The following is a 24,536-nucleotide window of genomic DNA, read 5'->3' as shown; positions in this document are numbered from 1 at the left end:
AAACATAAAAGGGTTGAGATTATATCAACCTCAACCCGATACTTGTAAATATTATTTGTCCATTCCGTATTTCTTATTGAACTTATCAACACGACCACGAGCCTGAGTTGCTTTCTGCTGTCCTGTATAGAATGGATGACATTTAGAACAAATTTCTACGTGAATATCTTCTTTTGTAGATCCTGTTACAAATGTATTGCCACAGTTACAAGTTACAGTTGCCTGATGATATGCTGGATGTATTCCTTCTTTCATGATTTTCACCTCTTCTTTATTTAGTCACATGCACGATGTGCAATTAAATTTCGTTTTCTAAACAGCTTTGTCATTGTATCATAAATATCGTATCTTGTCTAGATTAATTTTGTCTTTTTTACTAATTGAATCAATTCTGCATTATTTCTTGTTCGACTGAACATATTCAGAATATTGTCGACCGCTTCTTCTGCCCTCATTCCATTCAATGCTCTGCGCATAGAATCCACAGCCTCCTGCTCTTCCCTGGACAACAAAAGATCTTCTCTTCTTGTCCCAGATTTTGGAATGTCTATTGCAGGGAACACTCTTCTTTCTGATAACTTGCGGTCTAATACCAATTCCATATTGCCAGTACCTTTAAATTCTTCATAGACCACATCATCCATCTTACTTCCCGTATCTACCAATGCAGTTGCCAATATCGTAAGGCTTCCTCCCTCACGCATATTTCTTGCCGCACCAAAGAACCTCTTTGGCATATGAAGGGCAGCCGGATCAAGACCACCTGATAAAGTCCTTCCTGATGGCGGAACCGTAAGATTATATGCTCTTGCAAGCCTTGTAATACTATCCAATAGAATCATAACATCTTTTTTATGTTCTACCAGACGCTTTGCCCGCTCAATGACCATCTCCGACACACGTTTGTGATGTTCCGGGAGTTCATCAAACGTAGAGTATATCACTTCTACATTATCGCCTTCAATTGCTTCCTTTATATCAGTTACTTCCTCCGGCCGCTCATCGATCAGCAAAATTAACAGATGAATCTCCGGATTATTTTTACGTACAGACAACGCCACCTGCTTCAGCAAGGTCGTCTTACCAGCCTTCGGAGGTGACACGATCATTCCACGCTGTCCTTTTCCAATTGGAGACAGAAGATCCACAATACGCATGGCTGTGCTTGTCTTACCACATTCCAGACGCAACCTTTCGTTTGGAAAAATTGGAGTCATATCTTCAAAATTCGCTCTGCGCATCGCTTTCATCGGATCCATCTCATTAATCTTCGTCAAATATAACAACGCGCTGAACTTTTCCTGTTGTGTCTTAATTCGAGTATTCCCTTCCAGAATATCTCCAGTCTTCAGATTGAACTTACGAATCTGGGATGGTGATACATAGACATCATTCTCTCCTGGAAGATAATTCGCACTTCGGATAAATCCGTAACCATCCTGATGAACCTCCAGAATTCCCCGTGCCTTGACACCACTGTCCAACCTGTCTATGTCATGCATTTCTTTATCTCCTGTATTGGCAGACATTTCTTTCACCGCATCTCTGGAAACCTGCTTCTCTTTTTCATCCTCCTCGAGCATACGTTCAACCAATTCCGCCTTTTTCATGGTTGAAATACCTTTTAATCCCCTTGCTTTTGCAAGGTCTTTTAAAGTAGACAAAGGCAAAGATTCATACTTCTCTCTCATCATAAACGTTCCTCACATATTCTCCATATAACACAATGGGATTTTTCAGGCTCGATTGAGCTTCTCTTGAATATGGTATGATTATACTACAATTCTTCTATTTTTAAAAGCCTTTTTATTGATTTGCTTTTCCAGGAATGATATGATTATAACCAATGAAAATATAAATGAAAAGGTGGTATCCCCATGACAACAAATGAAAAAGCACTTATGATGCATGAAAAATGGCAGGGAAAGATTGAAACAACCGCAAAATCCCATGTAAATTCCCGTGAAGATCTTGCAATTGCCTATACACCAGGTGTCGCTGAACCTTGCAAAGTCATAGCAAAAGATAAAGAAGCTGCTTATACCTATACAATCAAATCCAACACCGTTGCTGTCGTTTCTGATGGAAGCGCAGTTCTTGGTCTCGGCAACATCGGTGCTCTTGCCGCTATGCCAGTTATGGAAGGCAAGGCAGTATTATTCAAAGAATTCGGCGGAGTAAATGCTGTACCTATCTGTCTCGACACACAAGACACAGAAGAGATTATCAAGACTGTCGTCAATATTGCTCCGGCATTCGGCGGTATCAATCTGGAAGATATCAGCGCTCCTCGTTGTTTTGAGATTGAAGAGCGACTGAAAGAATTATTGGACATCCCAGTATTCCACGATGACCAGCATGGAACAGCAATTGTAGTTCTTGCCGGAATCATCAATGCGATGAAAGTAACCGGCAAAAATAAAGAAGATTCCAAAGTCGTTGTTAACGGTGCAGGATCTGCAGGTGTCGCTATAACAAAATTACTTCTTACCTATGGTTTCAAACATATTACCATGTGTGATATTAATGGAATTATAGGTAAAGATTCCCCAAATCTGAACTGGATGCAGCAGAAGATGGTGGAAGTTACAAACCTGGAAGGGAAGGCCGGAACATTGGCAGATGCATTGAAGGGCGCAGATATCTTTGTAGGTGTCTCTGCACCTAATATCGTGACTCAGGAAATGGTTGCTTCTATGAATCAGGATGCTATTCTCTTTGCAATGGCTAATCCAGTACCGGAAATCATGCCTGATCTTGCCAAAGCTGCTGGTGCCAAAGTCGTAGGAACCGGACGATCCGACTTTCCGAATCAAGTCAATAATGTTGTTGCATTCCCTGGTATCTTCAAAGGTGCTTTAGAAGGACGCGCAACTCAGATTACCGAAGAAATGAAATTAGCAACCGCCAAAGCAATTGCAAGTCTGGTCTCTGATGATGAATTGAATGAAAACAACATTCTGCCAGAAGCTTTTGATCCGCGAGTTGCCGATGTTGTCAGCCGCGCAGTAAAGGAATTGATCTAACATGACTATCCGATGGGGAGAAAAAAGATATTATTCTCTTGATTATTATATAAAGCAGACTTATGGAGAAAAACTATATAAGATTTCTCTGGATGGAGGAATGACCTGTCCGAACCGAGATGGCACTTTGGGCCGCCGGGGCTGTATCTTTTGCAGTACCGGCGGTTCAGGTGATTTTGCCTCTAATCGAAGATTGTCAATTACAGAACAGATTGAACAGGGTAAATCTCAAGTAGCCAAAAAGCATTCCGGTGTATCTTACATCGCATATTTTCAGGCATACACCAACACCTATGCCCCAGTTTCTTATCTAAGAGAAGTCTTCACTGAAGCAATTCATCACCCTGACATAAAGATTCTGGATATTGCCACACGACCGGATTGTCTCGGGTCAGATATCATAGAATTATTAGATGAATTAAACCAGATAAAGCCTGTGTGGGTTGAGCTGGGCCTTCAGACCATTCACCCTAAGACTGCCCATTTTATCAGAAGAGGTTATGAACTTCCTGTATTTGAGCAGGCAGTCCAGAAGCTTCGCGCTATTCATATCCCAGTCATCGTTCATATGATTCTAGGGCTCCCCGGAGAAAGTACCAAAGATATTCTTGATACCGTCCATTATCTGAATGCGCAGGATATTCAAGGAGTGAAGTTGCAATTATTACACATACTAAAAGATACAGATCTGGCCGATTACTACAACGAACATCCATTCTCGCTTCCGGATATGGAAGAATATTTTTCGCTCATTGGCCAGTGCCTGTGTCATCTCCGCCCAGATATCGTCATACACAGACTTACTGGTGACGGACCGAAATCGCTTCTGATTGCCCCCTTATGGACGGGAAATAAACGTCAGGTATTAAACAATATGCAGGCATATTTGAAAACTCACGACATATGGCAAGGAAAGGAGTTATGACCATGGACACGTCTTTCAAATTATATAAATTAATTGTTCTCTATATGCTGAGTAAAGTAGATTTTCCTCTGACCAATGCTCAGATATCAGAATTCATTCTGGACGAAGGATATACCACTTATTTTAAACTGCAGCAGGCAATATCGGAACTCATCGAGTCTGGTTTCATCCGCGAAGAATCAACGCACAGCAGAACCTTCTACCATCTTACTGAAGAAGGTGCAGAGACGATTCATTTCTTTAAAAATGATATATCTCCTGCCATTCAGCAAGATATCAATACTTTTTTAAAAGAAAAGCAATACGAATTAAAAAATGAAGTTTCTGTCAAATCAGATTACTATCGCAATTCCAATCAGGAATATTCGGTACGATGTCAGGTAATCGAACATGGTGTTCCTCTCATTGACTTGACAGTCACTGCTCCGACAGAAGCCGAAGCCGAAACCATAGCAAATAACTGGACCAAAAAGAACCAGGAAGTCTATGCAATGATTATGTCAAATCTGCTGTGAACAAAAGGGGGATTTTATGAAATTAAAGAAATTAAGAGACTTATACATTAGTTTTTTTAAAATAGGAGGACTTACTTTCGGCGGTGGACTTGCAATGCTGCCAATGCTTCAGAGAGAAGTAGTGGAAGAACGCCATTGGTGTACCGAAGAAGAAATTCTCGATATGTATGCAATCGGCCAATGTACTCCGGGTATCATTGCCGTGAACACTGCAACTTACGTCGGATATAAACAAGCAGGTTTCACAGGAGGAGTTGCCGGAACACTTGGTGTTATCTCACCTTCCATCATTATTATCTGTTTGATTGCATCCATTTTACAGAACTTTATCCATCTTCCACTCGTTGTACATGCACTTGCAGGAATTCGCGTTATTGTCTGTGCATTAATGCTCAACACCGTTGTATCTATGGCGCGTAAGGGTATTATCGATAAGCTCGGAGCTATTCTGTTTCTTGTAGCTTTTCTTCTGGCATGCTTTACTCCGATTCCTACTGCTGTAATTATCATATTGGCAGGTCTCGTTGGAATCATTGCCAAAAAACTAGAAAGGAGATGTGCCAAATGATATATCTGACACTAGCTTTTGAATTTTTCAAAATCGGCTTATTTTCTGTGGGCGGTGGAATGGCTACACTTCCTTTCCTTATGGATCTGACAGAAAAATACGATTGGTTTACTGCCAGTGAGCTTGCGAATATGGTCGCAATCAGTGAAAGTACCCCTGGACCCGTCGGCATTAATATGGCAACTTACGCCGGATACCAGGCAGCTGGTATTCCTGGCGCTCTGATTGCAACTTTATCATTGACAGCTCCAGCATTAGTTATTATTGTCCTGATCGCCAGATTCTTAGAAAACTTTAGTGAAAATCCTACAGTCAAAGCTGTTTTTTATGGAATCCGTCCTACAGTAGCCGCCCTGATAGGTTATGCAGTATGGGAGCTCTTACAGATTACGATGGTCTGTGCCACCGATGGACAGACACGTCTCAATCTGATCAGCATTACTGTCTGCCTGATAGCATTTATTTTCATGCAGATCAAGCCATTAAAAAAACTGCACCCCCTTGTATGGATTATTATGGGTGCAATCATTGGAATTTTATTTCAAATGTAAATATAATATATCTCTATCTATAGAGAAGGCGCAGTAATCCCTGCGCCTTACATTTATTGGTTATATACTTAGTCTTCCAGAAGGAATTCACTCATCACATAATTACTGATATCAATCCCTCTCTCTGTCAGTCTCACATAATCTCCTGATTCTTCTAACAGTTTTTTATCATACATATCCTGCAAGACATTTCCATAAATATCTTCCATAATGCATCCAAAGTCTTTCTGGAACTTACTTTTTGACACGCCTTCTATCTTTCGAAGCCCCAGGAACATATACTCCTCCATCTGATTTGCCCTGCTTAGGACTTCTGGCTCTTCTCCCTGTGTCCAACGTCTGTTTTGCATCAGAGATGCAGCTCCGGTCCCAATACCCAGATATTCTGCCCGATTCCAATATCCAAGATTATGACGGCATTCATATCCTTCTCTGGCATAATTCGATATCTCATATCTGTGATATCCATATTCCTTAAGAATATCTGCAGTAAGCTGATACATCAGACGTTCTGTATCTTCATCGGGAAACTCTCTTTTTCTTCTTGCTTTGGCCCGCTCTCCTTCGCCATACTTTTCATAAAATGGCGTGCCAGGCTCAATAATCAGACTATATGCTGATATATGTTCCAGTCCCAATTCTGCCACTGTACTCAGGGTCTTCATCCAATCTTTCAGCGTCTGAAATGGTATTCCCGACATCAGATCTACATTAATATTGTCAAATCCCTCTTCTCTTGCAAGTACGAAAGTTTCCAGAAAATCTTCATATGTATGAATCCTGCCAAGCATCTTTAATTCCTGATTATTCGTCGACTGAAGACCTATACTCAGACGATTAATACCAACTTTCCGATAGGACTTCATCTTCATCCGGTCTACAGTACCAGGATTCACTTCTATTGAGATCTCTGCATCTGAATCTACCGGAAAGGTTCCTCTGACAGCATCAAAAATCGCATGAATCTGCCCAGGTTCCAGAATAGACGGTGTCCCTCCGCCAATGAAAACACTGACAATATGATAATCCCCTGACAACACTCCATAAGCACGTATCTGCTCACAAAGTTCTTCTACATACCGCTGTCTTTCTTCAGCCGAAGCAGGTGCTGACAGGAAATCACAGTACCTGCATTTCTTCACACAGAACGGTATATGAACATATAATTCTAATGGTCTCATTACTTATCATCCAGCTTTAATACACTCATAAATGCTTTTTGTGGAATCTCAACATTTCCCACCTGTCGCATACGCTTCTTACCTTCTTTTTGCTTTTCCAGAAGCTTCCTCTTACGGCTGATATCACCACCGTAGCATTTCGCCAACACATCTTTGCGCATCGCTTTTACCGTCTCTCTGGCAATAATCTTACTTCCGATTGCAGCCTGAATCGGAATCTCGAACAACTGTCTTGGAATCTCTTCCTTTAACTTCTCACACATCTTACGTCCGCGTTCATATGCTGTATCTGCATGAATAATAAAGGAAAGCGCATCTACCTCTTCTTTGTTAATCAAAATATCCAGTTTCACAAGATTAGACTGTACATAACCATCCATCTCATAATCGAAGGATGCATAACCTCGGGATCGAGATTTTAATGCATCAAAGAAATCATAGATAATCTCATTCAATGGCAAATGATATCTCAGCACTGCACGAGTCTCTTCAATATATTCCATCCCATCATAGATTCCCCTGCGTTCCTGACACAGATCCATAATGGCACCGATAAACTCGGAAGTTACCATGATTTCAGCCTTAACCATAGGTTCTTCCATATACTCTATTTCTGATGGATCTGGAAGATTAGACGGGTTGGTCAATTCAATAACATCTCCATTGGTTTTATGAACCTTGTAGATAACACCTGGTGCGGTCGTTACCAGATCCAGATTATATTCTCTCTCCAGACGTTCCTGAATAATTTCCAGATGTAATAATCCCAAAAAGCCACATCGGAAACCAAATCCTAATGCAATAGATGTCTCTGGTTCAAACTGCAAAGACGCATCATTTAACTGCAATTTTTCCAGCGCATCTCTAAGATCCGGGTATTTCGCGCCATCTGCCGGATACATGCCACAATAAACCATCGGGTTTACTTTCTTATATCCGGGAAGTGGTTCAGCACATGGTTCCACCGCATTGGTAATCGTATCTCCCACACGAGTATCCTTCACATTCTTCAGACTGGCCGTAATATATCCTACCATTCCTGCGCTTAGCTCCTCACAAGGAATGAACTGTCCTGCGCCAAAGTAGCCCACTTCCACGACCTCAGCCTTTGCTCCGGTCGCCATCATCAGAATCGGAGTTCCCTTTCGAACGGATCCTTCCTTGATTCGACAGAATACTATAACACCTTTATAAGAATCATATAAAGAGTCAAAAATCAAAGCCTGCAAAGGTGCCTCTGGATTTCCCACAGGAGCCGGAATCTTCTCAACAATCTGCTCCAGAACCTGATCCACATTCAATCCGGTTTTTGCAGAGATCAATGGTGCATCCGTTGCCTCGATGCCAATGACATCTTCAATCTCCTCAATCACACGCTCCGGCTCAGCACTTGGAAGATCAATCTTATTAATCACCGGCATAACATCCAGATCATGATCCAATGCCAGATAGACGTTCGCCAGTGTCTGAGCCTCCACACCCTGTGCGGCATCAACTACCAGAATTGCTCCATCACAGGCAGCCAGACTTCTGGAAACTTCATAATTAAAATCCACATGCCCTGGGGTATCAATCAGATTGAAAATATACTCTTCCCCGTTCTTCGCCTTATAAACAATACGCACCGCCTGCGCTTTGATGGTAATTCCTCGCTCTCTCTCCAATTCCATATTGTCAAGAACCTGAGACTGCATCTCCCGGCTGGTAAGCAGACCTGTCATCTCAATAATACGGTCTGCCAGCGTAGATTTTCCGTGATCAATATGCGCTATAATACAAAAATTACGAATTTTACTCTGATCTATTGCCACTGATATCTTTCCCCTTAATCATAAATTTACAATTATTATTTTCAGCAATCGCTGCGCTCAGTATATCACGCAGCACTGTATTTTACAATGAAAAGTTCCACACTCATCACATCATTCAGACGTCCTGTTTTTACCATTTCTTCCGTATTGACTGCTTCTTCCATGATACTTCTAAGCTCTTCCCTGGAAAAAGTTCTGCACTGCTGTATATACTTGCCAGCCACAAAAGGATGGAGTCCTACAGTCTTTGCAATCTGTGATTTTTCATATCCTTTTCCACAGAGATCCTTCACTTCAAGAAGTAGTTTGAACTGGCGGGCCAGAAGATACAAGATTCGCATCGGCGGTTCTTTCAATGCAAGCAGGTCATAATAATAATTCAAGGCTTTTTTCTGCTGTTTTACAGCTACCGCTTCCACCATTTCAAAAATCTTGTTGGTAATCTGGGTCGTACAGATATCGTCAATATCCTGTACCGTAATCTCGTTTCTGCCCAATGTATAGGAGAATAACTTTTCCATCTCTTTTTCCAGATTCTCCATGTCTGTGCCTGTTTTTGACACCAGATAACGAGCTGTAGATTCCTTGATCTGTCTGCCTTCTCTTTTCACATTACCGGCAATCCAATACAAAAGTGTCTTCTCATCCTGGCGTCCCATTTCAACGATCCGCCCCTTATCTTTTGCCGCCTTATACATCTTACCGCGCTTGTCCACTTCATTTTCTACAAATAAGAAGCAGACAGTGTCAGGCATATTTTTCATATAATCTGCTAATTCTGGTGTTGCACTTTTAAAAAAGCCAGAATTTTCTATCACGATCAATCTGCGCTCAGCAAAAAACGGCATCGTTTCCGCCAGATCGATCAATTCTGCCGGATTGATTCCTTTCCCCTCATAATAAGCATAATTCACGGTATCCCCATCTGGGAGTATCGCTTTGGTAAGCTTATCTTTATACTGTTTTTTCAAATAAGCCTCCTCCCCATACAGGAGATATATTTGCTTAAATTGACCTAATTTAATATCCTCATTCAAACTTTTCATGAATTATCTTACCATGTCTCTTGAAATATCTTCCAGGGAATGTGCCCCACACATTGCCATAGTATCCTTTAATTCTGAAGCCAGTTTTTCCGTATAGGCTGCGACACCTTCTCCGGCTCCACCATATACAGCCGTCACGTATGGACGTCCAATCAAAACCGCATCTGCACCAAGTGCTAACGCTTTAAAGATATCGACACCTGAACGAATTCCTCCATCGACAAATATCTTCATATCTTTTCCGACTGCATCCACAATGTCTGCTAATACTTCTGCTGTTGCCGGACACTGATCCAGCACACGTCCTCCATGATTCGATACAACAATTGCTGCCGCCCCGGCTTCTTTCGCCTTCAACGCACCTTTTACAGTCATGATACCTTTCAGAATAAAAGGAACTTTTGCTTCTCGCACAATCTCCTGAAGTTCTTCCACTGATTTACTTCCAGCCGGAGGAGTAAGATTCTTCAAAAACGGAAGACCTGCCGCATCGATATCCATTGCCACCGCAAAAGAACCAGAATCCTGAATCATAGACAACTTTTCTCTTAAAGTATTCATGTCCCACGGTTTTACTGTCGGGATTCCTTTTCCTCCCTTTCCCTTGATTGCTTTGGTTGCTGCCACCATAACTGCCGGATTAGTACCATCTCCGGTAAATGCTGCAATTCCTGCATCTGCACAGGCAGATACCAGGATATCATTGTACTCCAGATCATCATATTTATCTCCATAATGCAACTTCATCGCTCCGATTGGAGCGGCAAAAATCGGATATTTAAAAGACTCTCCAAAAATATTCAATGTAGTGTCTACTGGTTTATTTTCACAGATCGTATCCATGTTCACACATAATTCCTGCCATTTATCATAATTACGAATTGCCACCGTTCCACTTCCCTTTGCTCCAGGTCCCGGCATCTTATTGCCACAAGCCTTTCCATTACATACCGGACAGGCTTTGCAATGTTCTCCCATGCAAGTTTTTGCATGATTCAATACTTCTTCATATGTCATCTTCTATTACCTCTTTTCGTATCATTTAAATCAACTTCCTTTTAGAATTATACTGAATCTTTTTCTTGAATTCAACTGTTTCCCCAATGTAATCACGAATTGTCTGCGTAACAATTCCACTTTATGTACATCTCATTTTTATGGATAATTATCATTACCGCACCTGTTTCTTGTGTTGACTTAATTTTACATTCTGCTTCTTCCAGCCTGGCAATCGTCTCTTGATGCGGATGTCCGTATCGGTTCTTTTGTCCCGCTGATATAATAGCATATCGTGGTTTCACCACATCTAAGAATTCTTTGCTTGAAGAGTTCTTAGAGCCATGGTGGGCTACTTTCAGTACTTCCCAAGAACAATTTTTATACTTATGCTTCAAAAGATCCGTCAATTCTTCTTCTCCTTTGCCTTCTACATCTCCAGTAAGGAGCATATCATATTCCCCATAGGACACTGCCATTACCATGGATGTCTCATTTCCCGTCTCTAATCCTTCTTCGGCTTCACTTGGTTGCAGACAAGTCAGAGTCAGCTCCTCTTCCATGATCTCCTGACCTGGAGCGATCACAACTACACGAATCCCTTCTTTTTTTGCTCTCTCTGCCAATGCCACCAATTCTTCTCCCCACACTTCCTGCACCGGAAGAACCAGAGTATCTATGGTCACTCCTATTTTCTTCCGATCTATCAATTCTTCAATCCCATTCATATGATCACTGTCTCCATGCGTCACGATTACATAGTCAAGTCTAGATACTCCCTGTGACTTTAAAAAAGGCTCAATTCTATATTGTCCTATCTTTTTCACATCACTGCTTCCTCCATCAATCAGATATGTTCCTCCATCCGGTCCTTTGATAAAAATCCCATCCCCTTGCCCGACATCTAAGATTGTCGTCATCAGTTTTCCATCTTCACCCCAGCGTAATCCCAGCACAAATACTGCCATTCCCAAAAGTGCTGCTGCCAGTACTTTGCACCGGTTTGATTTCTTCCATAGCAAAAGTAAGACCATACACAACACAACATAATATACTGCAATCTGCCACAACTGTGGTCTGCCAGTCACGATTCTAGATGCCGGAAGCCTAATGGCGATGTTACAACCCTTTTTATAAATCCAGAGAATTACTCCACATATCTTCATAAGGATTTTAGCTATTGGCATACACACCACATAGATTCCGCTTCCTGCCATTCCCAGGAATAACAAGACTGACATAAGTGGAATTACAAAAAGATTCAACAGAAATGAATAAAGTGGAAACTCAAAAAAATAGTATAACAAAATGGGAAGTAATACGAGATTGATACTGACGCTGGCCCAAATTCCCTGAAACGCGAAGTCTTGAAACGCTGGAAGTACCAGTAGAATTGCCAACACTGCTCCGAAAGATAACCAAAATCCGCCATCGAACAGATAAAGCGGTCTCCACAACAATACTACCACTGCGGCAAAAGCAAATGCTGTCGGCGCATCATAATGCCGACCGGTCATATCTGCCCCGACTCTGAACAGGAACATTACAAGTGCACGCATAGCTGATACTGTACATCCGATCATCAAGATATACATGCACAGAAAAAATATTCCAGCCACCCCTCCAACAGAATATGAACCTGTCAGCCGACGTAACATCCGATACATTCCCAGTCCTACAAAGGAAAGATGCAGCCCTGAAATTGCAAGTATATGCGCAATCCCATTTGCCTGATAAAGCGTTCTTAAATCCTGATCCATAGAGGACTTTTCCCCCAACATCATGGCACTTAATACAGTCCCATCTTCGTCTCCCATCATTCTGATCAATTGCTCTTTCCACTGAAGCCGGAACTTCATAAGCCCAGACTGTAATTTCCATTCTTGTCTATCAATTACAGTCACTTTTTCTGCCCACATCAACCCATGAATATTCTGACACTGATAGTACTGTTTCTGATCAAAATTTCCTGGATTTCTGGCATGTTGAAAAAATGAGACTTCTCCTTCTGCCTGTATGACATTTCCTATATTCACTTGTAAATCGGGATCTATGTATACGATAATCTTAGATTCTTGAAACGATTGTTTCTCATATTGAATAGAATTGTTCTTTAGATATACTGCCTGATATTTATCCTTCTGCTCAAAATAATAGATTTGTCCCTGTAAAGATATTGTATCGCCTTGGGACACAATACATTCAAGCGGTGAAGGACGAAGTTCTTTTACAAACCTCTCTCCTCCAACCGCTATACTCACAGCAACCATCATCAATATTATCAGGCACACACTTAACAATGGCCTGTTTTTCATGACTATTCTTTCTCCTCCACAAGGTTCTGATCTCGTGATAATGGCTTACTAAGATCTACTGTTCCCATGTATGTGATATCGGATTCCCCATTCACCAGAATCTGCACCTGACTGGATGCACCTCCATCAACAATAGAATTAACAATTGCATATATTGTAATTTTAGGATCTATCGTGTAAGTATTATTCAGAAATCCTTCATCAAGATTCACATAACACACATTATCCTTGACCGACACGCCAAGCACCTTAGTTTCCGGCGGAATCACCGGATACATTCCTTCCTTAGACGGACCCTTCAATAATTGTTCTACTATCAGCTTTTCTATCGATGTATTACTATTATAACGGACGCTGATATTTTCTGTTATCATAGCATTTCCTTGCTCATTGGCAAAATATAGTTTCAATTCTCCAACCTGGTAAGAATACAACAATGAACCTGTATTCTGCACAAAATCTTCTGCACGCATATACCCCACTTCTTTACCCAGATTATCAGTTAATGGACTGTTCTCAATAAAAAAGCAGACATACTCTACCTCTGAAAGCTGCGACAAAGTCTGTACCACAGCTGCTTTCAGCAGCACCTCTTTGGTAGCACTCAGTTTCTCATAAGTACTGTTAAAATGAATCTCTAATTTTTTATCGGATAACGTCCAGTCTTGTATCTTTAATTTTTCCGGGAACACGCTTTTATATTCTATAGAATCTGGTTCCTTTTGCATCGCATTCAATAAGTTCTGAACCTTTTCCTCCGCATTCTCTCCTTTCATCTCATACTTTTCTTTTACCAAAGCGGTATCTTCTGTATTCACGTAACAGATAAAAGACTCTCCTTCTTCTGGTTCCTTTCCTTTTCTGCATCCTGCCAGAAGTGAAAGACACAGCAGTATGCAAACAATCGTATAGCATCTTTTTCGACTCATATTGCTCTTTCCTCCTGTCCTAAGATACATAAGTCAGCGGAATTCGTATTGTAAATGTCGTTCCCTCTCCCACCTGACTATAAGCCTTAATTGCGCCTCGATGCATCACCACCGCACTTCTTGCAATGGCAAGACCCAACCCAGTTCCACCGATTTCTCTGGAATGGGATTTATCGACACGATAAAACCTTTCAAATATATGTTCCAGCGCCTCTTCAGGGATTCCAATTCCAGAATCGGCAACTTCAATATAACAATTTTTGTGATCCGCGTTCAAAGATACATGAATCCATCCATTCTCTTTATTATACTTAATAGCATTTTCTACAAGATTTGTAATCGCAAGTGACAGTTTCATCTCATCTACTTCAGCAGTTACCGGACGGAAGCTTTCAAATACCACTTCGATATTGCGTGTCGCTGCTATTGGCCGAAGCTGCTTCAGTATTCTTTCTACCAGGGCATTGATACTTTCAGACTTGATATTCAAAGTATTTGCCGTCTTGTCCATCTTCACCAGAGACAGGAGATCATTGATAATCTTATTCTCTCTTTCAATCTCTTCTGACAAATCTCCCATAAATTCCTGATATAGTTCTGCCGGAACATCTTCCTGTGCCAACAACGAATCTGCCAATACCTTCATTGATGTCAGCGGTGTCTTTAATTCATGTGACACATTTGCCACGAATTCATTGCGAGAATCATCCAACACTTTCATTCGTTCTACCATTCTGTTAAATGATTCTGAGATCAATATAGTCTCTGTATAGGTGTTCTCATGCAGATAATTGTCCTCATATCCATCCGTTACCGCCGCCAAAGAACGACTGATTCTTTGGAATGGCCTCACCATAATGATACCTGCCGCAAAAGCCAACGCCAACAGTACTACAGCAATCGTAAGTTCCACAATCAAGATTCTTTCATCTAATATCTGCATACTGTCAACAATCGAATCCGTCGATACACTTACAAGCATGACTCCTAATACTTTATCCGATCCCATCTCATAGATTGGAGAAGTCACCTCTATATACCTGTTTTTTGCATCATAATTACTGGTGCCCTTTCCCTGAAAGCACCGGATTACTTCTTCGGATACGATGGTTTTTCCCATATCCATATCATATGTATCTTCTTCAATATGGAACTCTTGATCTATGATCAGAACACGTCCACTATAGATATTGGATAGCTGCACCAGCTCCGTTCTGATCACTTCAGACGCTTCACCAGCCAAGTAATTGGAATTACTCAGTTGATTGCCAAGAATAGTACATTGATTCTGTATCTCTGCAGTTCGTACTTCTACTGCTCTTTTCTCATAACTGCTCAGAATCACCCCTCTCATAATAAGGCCCGGCACAATCCCAGCCAAAAATATCAACAGGGTGATTCGAAAACGCAAGCTCTTAAATACATTCTGTTTAAAATACTTTTTAACCCCTAAAATAATAACCCACTCCCCATTTTGTATATACGTACTTTGGATCACTTGGATTCGTCTCAATCTTCTCCCTAAGCCTACGTATATGTACATCTACTGTTCTTGCATCTCCAGGATATTCATATCCCCATACAATGTTCAACAGATTTTCACGGCTATAGACTTTATTCGGATTCATTGCCAACAATTCCAGAAGATCGAATTCTTTTGCCGTCAGATTAACCTCTTTTTTTCCGATAACCACGCGCCGGCTCTCACAATCAATCGTCATATCACCTTTCACAATAATCTTATCGTTCACCTTGCTTTGATTACTTTTGCTGACACGACGCATGATTGCTTTGATACGTGCCTTTACTTCCAGAATATTAAATGGCTTCGTTATGTAATCATCTGCGCCATATTCCAATCCCAGTATCTTATCCATATCATCACTTCTGGCAGTCAGCATAACAATAGGAACATCTGAAAATTCACGAATCTGCTGGCATACTTCAAATCCATCATGCTTTGGCAGCATAACATCTAATAAAATCATGTCATAGGCATTCTCTCTGGCAAGTTTCAATGCTTCCTCCCCATCATAAGCACAGTCTACTTCCATTCCATCTTGTTCTAAGCTAAAACGAATTCCTTTTACAATTAATTTTTCATCGTCTACTACCAATACTCTTCTACCCATTCACGCTCTCCCTCGCTAAATCTTTATCTGATCCATAATCTTTTGAAACGTACCTTCTTTAATGCCTTCCACTTCCATTAATTCTTCAATCTTCTGAAAACCGCCATGCTCTTCTCGGTACTGGATAATGGCTGTTGCCTTTGCCTCACCAATTCCATTTAAAGTCTTAAGCTGCTCTTTCGATGCTGTATTCAAATTCACTTTGCCATCTTCTTCTGGATCTGCGCTTTGATTTTCTAAGATTTGCTGTTCTTTTTCTTCTCTGGAAGGAACATATATCTGCTGTCCATCCTCTATCTGCTCCGCCTGATTCAACGCTTCTGCTGATGCTTCATCACTAAGTCCCCCAGCCGCTTCCAATGCCTCATAGATACGGCTGCCTGTATGAAGTCTGTATACTCCTGGATTCACAACCTCGCCACATACATGGACATAGATTGCCTCCTGTTTCTCTTCCGTATCTTCTGTCTCTGCATCTTGCGATGTATCTTCTTTTACTTCTGCCAATTGCACCTGCTCTTTTTCCGCTTCTTTTGAACATCCTGCAAGCAGAAGCAAAACTGCCGCCATAATGATAACTTTTCTTTTTTTCCAGATCTTTCTACGCATAAATTCTCCTTTACAGTCTGTCGTAACTGCAAATACCCCGCATATGCCTAGATAAAGTTATTGTACTATTTCCACTGAAAAATTGCAACTCCAATCAAAGCAATCCCCATGCCGATTACCTTTCTCCACTCAAGTGGTTCTTTCTCTACCCCGAACAATCCCAACAATTCAATAATATACGCAACGATTAACTGAGAGATTACGATCAACAACGCTGCTTTTGCCGGGCCCAGCTGTTCCATGCTCTTGATTACTGTCCATGTAATTCCGGCCCCGATCACACCGCCTAAAAGTACATATTTGGGTTCTACCTTTGCGAGCGTCATTACATTATCCCTGCCCGAGATCAACCATGCCACAAAGCATAATGCAAAAGCACTCAATTGTACCCATCCGTTACTGACCCACATTCCTGTCGTCTTCGTCACCTGTGTATTAAACACGCCTTGTACACTCATTAAAGCCCCTGACAAAAGAGCAATTAAAAAACCAATCATCCGATCTACCTCCTACATTCCTGTAAATAGTATATCCAACGATTGATTTTTTATGTCTACAGCACTTTCTTCAATTTCTCTATCATTTCATCCACATGTTCTTTTTCAATAATCAGTGGCGGAACAAAACGAATTACATCCGCTCCTGCACCGATTACAAGAAGACCTTCCTGCAAAGCAGCATTCGCAATCTCTCCGGTCGGTTTTGTAACCTGAATTCCCTGCATCAGACCTTTGCCCTTTCTTGCTGTCACGCAGTCAGATTCCTGTACCAGAATATCCAACTGTTCTGACAGATATGCTCCAATCTCCTGCACATGGGATACAAGATTCTCCCGTTCAAAGATCTCTACCGTCTTACTGACAGCTGTACATGCCAGTGGATTACCTCCGTATGTTGTGCCATGATCCCCCGGTTCAAGAGAATATTGTGCTACTTCCTCTGTCATAGCAAATGCACCGACAGGAATTCCGCTTCCGATTGCTTTTGCCATGGACATAATATCTGGCTTAATGCCATAAGACTGCCATGCGAACATCGAACCAGTCCGTCCCATGCCACACTGTACTTCATCGCAGATCATCAAAATTCCTTCTTCATCACAGAGCTTACGGATCCCTTTCATGAACTCTTCCGAAGCCACATTGATACCGCCTTCACCTTGTAACGGCTCAAGAATAATTGCACAGGTCTTATCTGTCACAAGCGCTTTCACACTTTCAAGATTATTGTATTCTGCAAATGATACACCAGGAACCAATGGTTCAAACGGCTCTCTGTAAGCATCATGTCCAGTAACAGATACTGCGCCAAAGCTTCTTCCATGAAAAGACTCTTTCATCGCAATGAATTCATAACGCCCTGTTTTTCTCTTATAGGCATATTTTCTTGCAGCTTTTAATGTTCCTTCGACAGCCTCTCCTCCACTATTGGTGAAAAAAATACGATCCATACCTGTTACTCGTTTTAGATCTTCTGCTGCCTTCCCACATGCCGTATGATAATAAAGATTGGATGTATGAAACAGTTGATCTATCTGTGCTTTCAGTGCATCATTCAATTCCTGATTGCCATATCCAAGAGACGATACTGCATAGCCTGCAGCAAAATCCAGATACTTTTTCCCTTCGGTATCATACAGATAGACGCCTTCTCCTTTTTCTAACACAATTGGAAACTGATTATAAGTATGGACCAGTCCATTTTGTGTTGCTTCAATATATTTATTCATATGCTTATTCTCCATAGTAAAATCTTCGATCGCTGTCATTAATAATTGCTGTACCAATACCTTTATTCGTGAATATTTCCAGAAGCAGACAGTGTGGAATCCGTCCATCCAATATATGTACTCTGGACACTCCATGTTCAATTGCATCAATACAATTGTGAAGTTTCGGAAGCATACCGCCTCCCACATATCCGTCATTCATAAGCTTATGTGCTTCGGATACCGTCAATTCTGAGATTAAAGTTGACGGATCTTTTGGATCTTTGTATACACCCTCAATATCCGTCAGAAATGCAAGCTTTTCCGCCCGCATTGCTCTGGCTATCGCACATGCCACATCATCTGCATTAATATTATAAGTATTGTAATCATCATCCAGGCCGACTGGACATACGATTGGCAGGAAATCCTTCTCCAGCAGATCATACAGAATCGGCGCATTGACTTCTTTTACTTCACCCACAAATCCGATATCTTCTCCTTCTGAATACTTTTTATTCACCGATAAGAGCTTTCCATCTTTTCCACTGATTCCGATTGCTCTGACTCCCAGACTCTCTACCAACTGCACCAGGCTTTTATTTACCTTACCTAATACCATCTCTGCAAGTTCCATAGTTGCCTCATCCGTCACACGAAGTCCATTGACAAATTCTGGCTTCATACCGACCTTGCTGACCCATCTGCTGATCTCTTTTCCTCCTCCATGCACGATAATCGGCTTAAATCCTACCAGTTTCAGAAGAGTCACATCCTGAATCACCTGTGCCTTTAATGCTTCATCTACCATGGCGCTTCCGCCATACTTTACTACGATAATCCTTCGGTTGAACCGTTGAATATACGGAAGTGCTTCTATGAGTACTTCTGCCTTTTCCAGATACTTCTGCATATCTTTGTTCATCTCATCTACTTCCTTTCTATATTGCTGTATCGCCATGATTGCAGCATTATGTTCTTCTGTCATTATATAGCATCACAATTAGCTTCTGTAATCTGCGTTAATCTCAATATATCCATGGGTCAGATCACATCCCCATGCCGTTGCAGAGGCATCACCCATCTTGACATCTGCAATTGCAGTTACTTCAGCTTCTGACAGTATCTTCGTTGCTTCCTCCTCACTGTAATCTACCGCCGTTCCATTTTCAATAATCTGGATCTTGCCGGCCTTGCTCTCAAAGAACAGATCCACTTTTTCCGGATCAAACTGTGCTCCAGAATACCCCATTGCACAAAGGATTCTTCCCCAGTTCGCATCATGTCCTGCAATTGCTGTCTTTGTAAGGTTTGAACAAACGATTGATTTTGCCAGCGTCTTTGCCTGCTCCACACTCTCACAGCCAACGGTTTTTACCTCAAATAAAGCAGTAGCTCCCTCTCCGTCTCCAGCAATCTTTTTGGCCAGATATTCATTGATGGTATGCAGTGCCTCTGCAAAGTTCTTGTAGTCATCACTTCCATATATAATCTCCGGATTCTCAGCCAGTCCATTTGCCAGCAAGATAACGGTATCGTTTGTAGAAGTATCTCCATCTACAGAAATCATATTATAGGTATCGTCCACATCTTCACTCAATGCTTTCTGAAGAGTCTCTTTGGAAATCACTGCATCTGTTGTGATAAATGCAAGCATCGTGCACATATTCGGATGAATCATACCAGATCCTTTTGCCATCCCTCCGATAGTCACCGTCTTTCCTCCGACTTCAATCGTTACTGCCAGCTCTTTTTCACAGGTATCTGTGGTCATAATTGCTTTTGCTGCTTCGGTTCCATTTTCCAAAGTGTCATTCTTCTTTCCTGCCAGAGCATCGATACCAGCCACCAGACGATTGATCGGCATCTGCTTTCCAATGACTCCGGTAGAACCGATCAGGACACCATCTTCCGAGATATTCAGTGCTTTTGCTGTTGCCACTGCCGTATCCTTACAGTATCCAAAGCCTTCCGCACCCGTACAGGCATTGGCAATTCCTGAATTCACGATAACAGCCTGTACTTTTGCGCCACTTTTTACTACCTGCTGGTCCCATTTGACCGGTGCTGCTTTTACAACATTTGTCGTAAATGTTCCTGCAGCCACACATGGTACCTGACTATAGATCATTGCCATATCCGTTCTGTCCTTATACTTGATTCCTGCTGCTGTACTTGCTGCTTCATATCCTTTTGCTGCGGTTACTCCGCCTTTGATCTGTTTCATATTCATCTCTTCCTCTCTTGCTATATTTTTCTTACTGAATAAATGCTGTAATGTTCTCTTCGTTCAAAGTAAAATCATAATAATTCAAGTCCAATCTCTTTGTCCAGCCGATTTCGTTCCAAAATGCATTTCCAATATCATTTTTTGTAAATGCAATCAGAGAAACTTTGTTAATCTTTTCTTTTTTTAATGCCTCCATTGCAAATACGACCATGGACTTCCCGATTCCCCGCATACGATATTCTTCATCCACACACACGTGATACAGACAGCCTCGTCGTCCGTCATGCCCACAAAGGATCGCCCCAACGATTTTACCCTCTTCTTCTGCCACCACACTGGTCGTCGGATTGCGTTGTAAGAAACGTTCGATTCCTTCTCGTGAATCATCGACACTTCGAAGACCAAAGCCATGAATCTTCGTCCAAAGTGCATATACCTGATCGTAATCATCGATTGACATAACTCTTACCATATGTATCTCCCATCTGATTTCATTTTGATATGATTGTTCCATGCCAGAAATGTCTATGGGAACATTGGAACTAGTTCCAGACCTTCACTTTCCGGCAATCCGAACATGAGATTCATATTTTGTACTGCCTGGCCGGCTGCTCCTTTTACCAGGTTATCGATTGCTCCCATCATAATGATACGGTTCGTTCTCGGGTCTATCTTAAAATTAATATCTACATAATTGCTTCCCTCCACCCATTTGGTCTCAGGACAGACATCCTTTTCCAGAACACGGATGAACTTCTCATCTTTATAATATTTATCATAAATTGCTTTTACTTCTTCATAAGAAACTTCTTTTTTCAAAGTTGCATATTCTGTAGCAAGAATTCCTCGGTTCATCGGAACCAGATGCGGAGTAAAGTTGATAACGACTTCTTCTCCTGATGCGTATCCCAACTGTTCCTCGATCTCTGGTGTATGTCTGTGAGAGGCAACTCCGTAAGCCTTCATATTCTCATTGACTTCACAGAACAGATTCGGCACCTTAGCCCCTCTTCCTGCTCCCGATGTGCCCGACTTTGCATCCACGATCAATGTATTCATATCAATGATACCTTCTTTTGCCAGCGGATAAGCCGTCAGAATCGAACAGGTTGTGTAACAACCAGGATTTGCAACCAGCCTTGCCTTCTTCACAGCCTCGCGGTTAATCTCACACAGCCCATACACCGCCTCTTCAATAAACTGAGGACTCTTATGTTCAATACCATACCACTTCTCATAAGTTGCCACATCCTTAATACGGAAATCTGCACTCAAGTCTACAATCTTCGTCTTGGAAAGAATCTCCTCATTAATTACAGAAGCACAGAATCCCTGCGGCGTCGCAGTAAAAATCACATCCGCCTGCTCGGCCAACTCTTCCATATTATCATCCAGACACTTCGCATCCACAATCTGAAACATATTCTGGTACACATCCGCATACTTCTTATCTATGTAACTTCTGGAACCATACCACACAATCTTCGCATCCTTATGCCCCATGAGCAATCGAACCAGTTCACCGCCAGCATATCCAGTTGCTCCAATAATTCCAACTTTAATCATATATATTACATCCTTCCCGATTGAATTTTTATAAATTGCACACTTGACAATATTAAACCAATTTACGCAGGTTGTCTAGGTCGGGGACGGGGGTTTTTTCAATTTCCTCCGTCCCAAATTAAATTTGCCGTGTCCCAAATTGTAAGTGCTTGCATAAGTATACATCTAAAATGTATATTATGCAAGCACTTTTCGGGGGTTTTCTTTATAACAATCTTTAGGAACGTATCTGACCATTTCCAAATATGATGTATTTTGTCGTTGTTAATGCCTCCAGTCCCATTGGTCCTCTTGCATGTAATTTCTGTGTGCTGATGCCTATTTCTGCTCCGAATCCGAACTCATAACCATCGGTAAATCTGGTCGACGCGTTGACATATACTGCCGCTGCATCTATTTCATTCTGAAACTTTAAAGCATGATCATAATCTTTGGTTATAATTGATTCGGAATGTCCGGTATTGTAACGATTGATATGCGTGATTGCTTCTTCTATAGAAGAAACTGTTTTTATCGATATCATAGCATCCAGGTATTCGCTTCCCCAGTCTTCTTCAACAGCAGGGACTATTCCGCTTTGAATTTTGCATGCTTTTTCATCGCCTCTTACTTCAACCTGCTTTTGTTTTAGCCTGCTAAAAATTGCAGGAATTGCTTCCTCTGCTATATCCTCATGTATCACCAATGATTCACATGCATTGCAGACTCCCATCCGCTGAGTCTTTGCATTATCGATAACCTCAACCGCCATATCGATATCTGCATATTCATCTACATATATATGACAATTTCCAGTTCCGGTTTCTATTACAGGCACCGTGCTGTTCTGCACAACATTTGAGATTAATCCCTTCCCACCTCTTGGAATCAATACATCGATAAACTCCTTCAGTTTCATCATCTCCTGTACAATTGACCGATCTGTTTTTTCTATCATGAGAACTGCATCTTCGGGAAGATGCTCTTTCCTGAGTCCATCTTTTATTACTTTTACGATTGCTTGATTCGAGTAAAATGCATCCGAGCCACCTCTTAATATCGCTACATTTCCAGTCTTAAAACACAGGCCAAATGCATCTGCCGTTACATTTGGTCTGGATTCATAGATAATTCCAATCACTCCCAGAGGGACTCTTCTTTTTCCAATCTGCAGGCCATTTGGTCTTACTTTCATGGAGATAATCTCGCCAATCGGATCATCTAATTCTGCAACCTGTTCCAGTCCTTCTGCCATTCCATTAATCCGCTGTGAAGTAAGGAGTAATCTATCAATTAACGATGGTTTCATACCTTCGTCTCTTGCCTTAGCCACGTCTATTGCATTTGCCTGTAAAATATAGGGTGTCTGAAGCCGAAGTTCTCTGGCCACAGACCGCAATCCTTCATTTTTTTCTATCTGCCCCAAAAACTGTACTGTTTTGGATACTTCTTTTGCTCTTTTACCAATTACCTGCATATAACTCATTTGTAACTCCTCCCTTGCATGTCTGACTATGTTTCTGAATATCCTTTTTGCAAATATGCTCTTTTTTTCTCCGCTTTGCCTTCCTGCGAAATTCCTCTCTGGCCGGTGCGTACTCATTTTCCCCGATATATTCTTTATCCTCAGATAAGAACAATGTTCCTATCTTTTTTCCAGCCATAATATCGTTAATTGTATAAATATTATGTCCATCCGCAATCACCATGTCAGCACCTGCACAGGTTGCAATCTTCGCTGCCTCTATCTTTGTCGCCATACCTCCCGTCCCCAGCTCTGTTCCTGCGCCTTTCCCCATTGCTTCAAGCTCTTCATCAATATGACCTACTGTATGGACAAAACGCGCTTTCGGATTTTTCTTAGGATCGTCCGTATATAGCCCCTCTATATCCGACATCAGTATCAGAAGATCTGCCTTCACCAATGCCGCAACATAAGCCGCCATCGTATCATTATCCCCGAAATTACCATGGTTTTCCTCCGCAACTGAGATCGCATCATTCTCATTAACAATCGGCACCACTTTCATTGCCGCCAACCGGTCAAATGTATTCCTGGCATTTCGGGCACATTCCTGATCTGTAATCGATTCTTTTGTCAAAAGAATCTGAGCAGTAATCTGACTGTATTCCGCAAATAATTTCTCATACATCATCATCAACCTCCCCTGCCCAACTGCCGCACAGGCCTGCCTGACAGGTTTTTCTTTCGGGCGTTTTGAAAAACCCAAAACATTTCTTCCGATTCCAACTGCCCCTGATGATACGACAATTACTTCTTTCCCTTTATTTCTAAGATTGATTAGTATTCTCACAAACTTCTCTAGTTTTTCCAGATTAATATTTCCCGTCTCCGGATACGTAATCGTCGAAGTCCCAAACCTTTATTACAATTTTTTTCTTACTTTTCAATTCCTGTCTATAGTCCATGTCTTCTCCTCCACCATCA

General features: G+C 41.5%; 23 protein-coding genes and 1 pseudogene. 5 read left to right on the top strand and 19 right to left on the bottom strand.

Going from position 1 to position 24,536, the window contains the following annotated elements:
- Window positions 1–51: 51 nt before the first annotated feature.
- Together rpmE and rho are read right to left on the bottom strand one after the other, a co-directional pair.
- Window positions 52–255: a 50S ribosomal protein L31 gene (gene rpmE / locus ACQRD1_RS09845; protein WP_235233274.1), complete on the bottom strand. Its 204-nt coding sequence runs from the start codon at window positions 253–255 to the stop codon at window positions 52–54.
- Between the two features lie 98 nt (window positions 256–353).
- On the bottom strand, window positions 354–1,691 hold the full coding sequence (gene rho, locus ACQRD1_RS09840; protein ID WP_235233300.1) for a transcription termination factor Rho: 1,338 nt from the start codon (window positions 1,689–1,691) through the stop codon (window positions 354–356).
- A gap of 186 nt (window positions 1,692–1,877) precedes the next feature.
- Here rho and ACQRD1_RS09835 point away from each other — a divergent pair, with 186 nt between their 5' ends.
- From ACQRD1_RS09835 to ACQRD1_RS09815, 5 genes are read left to right on the top strand one after another with little or no spacing between them, the layout of a single operon-like run.
- Complete coding sequence (locus ACQRD1_RS09835) at window positions 1,878–3,026, top strand: NAD(P)-dependent malic enzyme (RefSeq protein WP_235233273.1); 1,149 nt, start codon at window positions 1,878–1,880, stop codon at window positions 3,024–3,026.
- 1 nt (window position 3,027) lies between these two features.
- Window positions 3,028–3,951 carry a TIGR01212 family radical SAM protein gene (locus tag ACQRD1_RS09830; RefSeq protein WP_235233272.1) on the top strand — a complete coding sequence of 308 codons (924 nt, stop codon included), beginning with the start codon at window positions 3,028–3,030 and terminating at the stop codon, window positions 3,949–3,951.
- Window positions 3,952–3,953: 2 nt separating this feature from the next.
- Window positions 3,954–4,466, top strand: coding sequence for a DUF4364 family protein (locus tag ACQRD1_RS09825; RefSeq protein ID WP_235233271.1), 513 nt, complete (start codon window positions 3,954–3,956; stop codon window positions 4,464–4,466).
- 16 nt (window positions 4,467–4,482) lie between these two features.
- Window positions 4,483–5,034 (top strand): chromate transporter, encoded by a 552-nt coding sequence (locus ACQRD1_RS09820; RefSeq protein ID WP_235233270.1) that lies wholly within the window; start codon window positions 4,483–4,485, stop codon window positions 5,032–5,034.
- A complete protein-coding gene (locus ACQRD1_RS09815; RefSeq protein ID WP_235233269.1) occupies window positions 5,031–5,585 on the top strand; it encodes a chromate transporter in 555 nt (184 codons plus the stop codon). The genes ACQRD1_RS09820 and ACQRD1_RS09815 overlap by 4 nt, the downstream gene beginning before the upstream one ends.
- Before the next feature lie 68 nt (window positions 5,586–5,653).
- On the opposite strand, the gene hemW is transcribed toward ACQRD1_RS09815, so the two are convergent.
- The 17 genes and pseudogenes from hemW to proB form a co-directional block, all read right to left on the bottom strand.
- The gene (hemW, locus tag ACQRD1_RS09810) at window positions 5,654–6,766 is read right to left on the bottom strand and encodes a radical SAM family heme chaperone HemW (RefSeq protein ID WP_427787430.1); all 1,113 of its coding nucleotides are present in this window, start codon (window positions 6,764–6,766) and stop codon (window positions 5,654–5,656) included.
- Window positions 6,766–8,577 carry a translation elongation factor 4 gene (gene lepA / locus ACQRD1_RS09805; RefSeq protein ID WP_235233267.1) on the bottom strand — a complete coding sequence of 604 codons (1,812 nt, stop codon included), beginning with the start codon at window positions 8,575–8,577 and terminating at the stop codon, window positions 6,766–6,768. The genes hemW and lepA overlap by 1 nt, the downstream gene beginning before the upstream one ends.
- 65 nt (window positions 8,578–8,642) lie before the next feature.
- Window positions 8,643–9,623 (bottom strand): DNA polymerase III subunit delta, encoded by a 981-nt coding sequence (gene holA / locus ACQRD1_RS09800; RefSeq protein ID WP_235233266.1) that lies wholly within the window; start codon window positions 9,621–9,623, stop codon window positions 8,643–8,645.
- A 3-nt stretch (window positions 9,624–9,626) separates the two neighbouring features.
- Window positions 9,627–10,640: an alpha-hydroxy-acid oxidizing protein gene (locus ACQRD1_RS09795; RefSeq protein WP_235233265.1), complete on the bottom strand. Its 1,014-nt coding sequence runs from the start codon at window positions 10,638–10,640 to the stop codon at window positions 9,627–9,629.
- A gap of 92 nt (window positions 10,641–10,732) precedes the next feature.
- Window positions 10,733–12,934 (bottom strand): DNA internalization-related competence protein ComEC/Rec2, encoded by a 2,202-nt coding sequence (locus ACQRD1_RS09790; RefSeq protein WP_427787427.1) that lies wholly within the window; start codon window positions 12,932–12,934, stop codon window positions 10,733–10,735.
- A 2-nt stretch (window positions 12,935–12,936) separates the two neighbouring features.
- Window positions 12,937–13,863 carry a GerMN domain-containing protein gene (locus ACQRD1_RS09785; RefSeq protein WP_427787425.1) on the bottom strand — a complete coding sequence of 309 codons (927 nt, stop codon included), beginning with the start codon at window positions 13,861–13,863 and terminating at the stop codon, window positions 12,937–12,939.
- 19 nt (window positions 13,864–13,882) lie between these two features.
- Complete coding sequence (locus ACQRD1_RS09780) at window positions 13,883–15,361, bottom strand: sensor histidine kinase (protein WP_347376266.1); 1,479 nt, start codon at window positions 15,359–15,361, stop codon at window positions 13,883–13,885.
- Entirely contained in the window at window positions 15,306–15,995 is a 690-nt protein-coding gene (locus tag ACQRD1_RS09775) for a response regulator transcription factor (RefSeq protein WP_235233261.1), read from the bottom strand. The genes ACQRD1_RS09780 and ACQRD1_RS09775 overlap by 56 nt, the downstream gene beginning before the upstream one ends.
- 15 nt (window positions 15,996–16,010) lie before the next feature.
- Window positions 16,011–16,604, bottom strand: coding sequence for a ComEA family DNA-binding protein (locus tag ACQRD1_RS09770; RefSeq protein WP_235233260.1), 594 nt, complete (start codon window positions 16,602–16,604; stop codon window positions 16,011–16,013).
- A 65-nt stretch (window positions 16,605–16,669) separates the two neighbouring features.
- Window positions 16,670–17,101, bottom strand: a complete 432-nt coding sequence (locus tag ACQRD1_RS09765) for a DMT family transporter (protein WP_347376239.1) — start codon at window positions 17,099–17,101, stop codon at window positions 16,670–16,672.
- Between the two features lie 56 nt (window positions 17,102–17,157).
- Window positions 17,158–18,333, bottom strand: coding sequence for an aspartate aminotransferase family protein (locus tag ACQRD1_RS09760; protein ID WP_347376240.1), 1,176 nt, complete (start codon window positions 18,331–18,333; stop codon window positions 17,158–17,160).
- A 4-nt stretch (window positions 18,334–18,337) separates the two neighbouring features.
- Window positions 18,338–19,237 (bottom strand): acetylglutamate kinase, encoded by a 900-nt coding sequence (argB, locus tag ACQRD1_RS09755; RefSeq protein ID WP_427787440.1) that lies wholly within the window; start codon window positions 19,235–19,237, stop codon window positions 18,338–18,340.
- Between the two features lie 78 nt (window positions 19,238–19,315).
- On the bottom strand, window positions 19,316–20,539 hold the full coding sequence (gene argJ / locus ACQRD1_RS09750) for a bifunctional glutamate N-acetyltransferase/amino-acid acetyltransferase ArgJ (protein ID WP_427787422.1): 1,224 nt from the start codon (window positions 20,537–20,539) through the stop codon (window positions 19,316–19,318).
- Between the two features lie 31 nt (window positions 20,540–20,570).
- Complete coding sequence (locus ACQRD1_RS09745) at window positions 20,571–21,014, bottom strand: GNAT family N-acetyltransferase (protein ID WP_427787420.1); 444 nt, start codon at window positions 21,012–21,014, stop codon at window positions 20,571–20,573.
- 53 nt (window positions 21,015–21,067) lie between these two features.
- Complete coding sequence (argC, locus tag ACQRD1_RS09740; RefSeq protein ID WP_235233255.1) at window positions 21,068–22,108, bottom strand: N-acetyl-gamma-glutamyl-phosphate reductase; 1,041 nt, start codon at window positions 22,106–22,108, stop codon at window positions 21,068–21,070.
- Between the two features lie 217 nt (window positions 22,109–22,325).
- Window positions 22,326–23,573 carry a glutamate-5-semialdehyde dehydrogenase gene (locus ACQRD1_RS09735; RefSeq protein ID WP_235233254.1) on the bottom strand — a complete coding sequence of 416 codons (1,248 nt, stop codon included), beginning with the start codon at window positions 23,571–23,573 and terminating at the stop codon, window positions 22,326–22,328.
- Window positions 23,548–24,517, bottom strand: a pseudogene (gene proB, locus ACQRD1_RS09730) (glutamate 5-kinase). Before proB ends, ACQRD1_RS09735 begins: the two are co-directional and overlap by 26 nt.
- Window positions 24,518–24,536: the final 19 nt, after the last annotated feature.

This window comes from Bariatricus sp. SGI.019, assembly GCF_050315235.1.
Lineage (GTDB): Bacteria > Bacillota > Clostridia > Lachnospirales > Lachnospiraceae > JAFBIX01.
Note: the sequence above shows the minus strand (reverse complement) of the source record. Positions and strands in the feature narration are given on the sequence as shown.

Bases quoted from the DNA above. Each gene is read 5' to 3' on its own strand.
- rpmE (WP_235233274.1), bottom strand. From the start codon at position 255: ATGAAAGAAGGAATACATCCAGCATATCATCAGGCAACTGTAACTTGT.
- rho (WP_235233300.1), bottom strand. From the start codon at position 1,691: ATGAGAGAGAAGTATGAATCTTTGCCTTTGTCTACTTTAAAAGACCTT.
- ACQRD1_RS09835 (WP_235233273.1), top strand. From the start codon at position 1,878: ATGACAACAAATGAAAAAGCACTTATGATGCATGAAAAATGGCAGGGA.
- ACQRD1_RS09830 (WP_235233272.1), top strand. From the start codon at position 3,028: ATGACTATCCGATGGGGAGAAAAAAGATATTATTCTCTTGATTATTAT.
- ACQRD1_RS09825 (WP_235233271.1), top strand. From the start codon at position 3,954: ATGGACACGTCTTTCAAATTATATAAATTAATTGTTCTCTATATGCTG.
- ACQRD1_RS09820 (WP_235233270.1), top strand. From the start codon at position 4,483: ATGAAATTAAAGAAATTAAGAGACTTATACATTAGTTTTTTTAAAATA.
- ACQRD1_RS09815 (WP_235233269.1), top strand. From the start codon at position 5,031: ATGATATATCTGACACTAGCTTTTGAATTTTTCAAAATCGGCTTATTT.
- hemW (WP_427787430.1), bottom strand. From the start codon at position 6,766: ATGAGACCATTAGAATTATATGTTCATATACCGTTCTGTGTGAAGAAA.
- holA (WP_235233266.1), bottom strand. From the start codon at position 9,623: ATGAAAAGTTTGAATGAGGATATTAAATTAGGTCAATTTAAGCAAATA.
- ACQRD1_RS09795 (WP_235233265.1), bottom strand. From the start codon at position 10,640: ATGACATATGAAGAAGTATTGAATCATGCAAAAACTTGCATGGGAGAA.
- ACQRD1_RS09790 (WP_427787427.1), bottom strand. From the start codon at position 12,934: ATGAAAAACAGGCCATTGTTAAGTGTGTGCCTGATAATATTGATGATG.
- ACQRD1_RS09785 (WP_427787425.1), bottom strand. From the start codon at position 13,863: ATGAGTCGAAAAAGATGCTATACGATTGTTTGCATACTGCTGTGTCTT.
- ACQRD1_RS09775 (WP_235233261.1), bottom strand. From the start codon at position 15,995: ATGGGTAGAAGAGTATTGGTAGTAGACGATGAAAAATTAATTGTAAAA.
- ACQRD1_RS09770 (WP_235233260.1), bottom strand. From the start codon at position 16,604: ATGCGTAGAAAGATCTGGAAAAAAAGAAAAGTTATCATTATGGCGGCA.
- ACQRD1_RS09765 (WP_347376239.1), bottom strand. From the start codon at position 17,101: ATGATTGGTTTTTTAATTGCTCTTTTGTCAGGGGCTTTAATGAGTGTA.
- ACQRD1_RS09760 (WP_347376240.1), bottom strand. From the start codon at position 18,333: ATGAATAAATATATTGAAGCAACACAAAATGGACTGGTCCATACTTAT.
- argB (WP_427787440.1), bottom strand. From the start codon at position 19,237: ATGAACAAAGATATGCAGAAGTATCTGGAAAAGGCAGAAGTACTCATA.
- argJ (WP_427787422.1), bottom strand. From the start codon at position 20,539: ATGAAACAGATCAAAGGCGGAGTAACCGCAGCAAAAGGATATGAAGCA.
- ACQRD1_RS09745 (WP_427787420.1), bottom strand. From the start codon at position 21,014: ATGGTAAGAGTTATGTCAATCGATGATTACGATCAGGTATATGCACTT.
- argC (WP_235233255.1), bottom strand. From the start codon at position 22,108: ATGATTAAAGTTGGAATTATTGGAGCAACTGGATATGCTGGCGGTGAA.
- ACQRD1_RS09735 (WP_235233254.1), bottom strand. From the start codon at position 23,573: ATGAGTTATATGCAGGTAATTGGTAAAAGAGCAAAAGAAGTATCCAAA.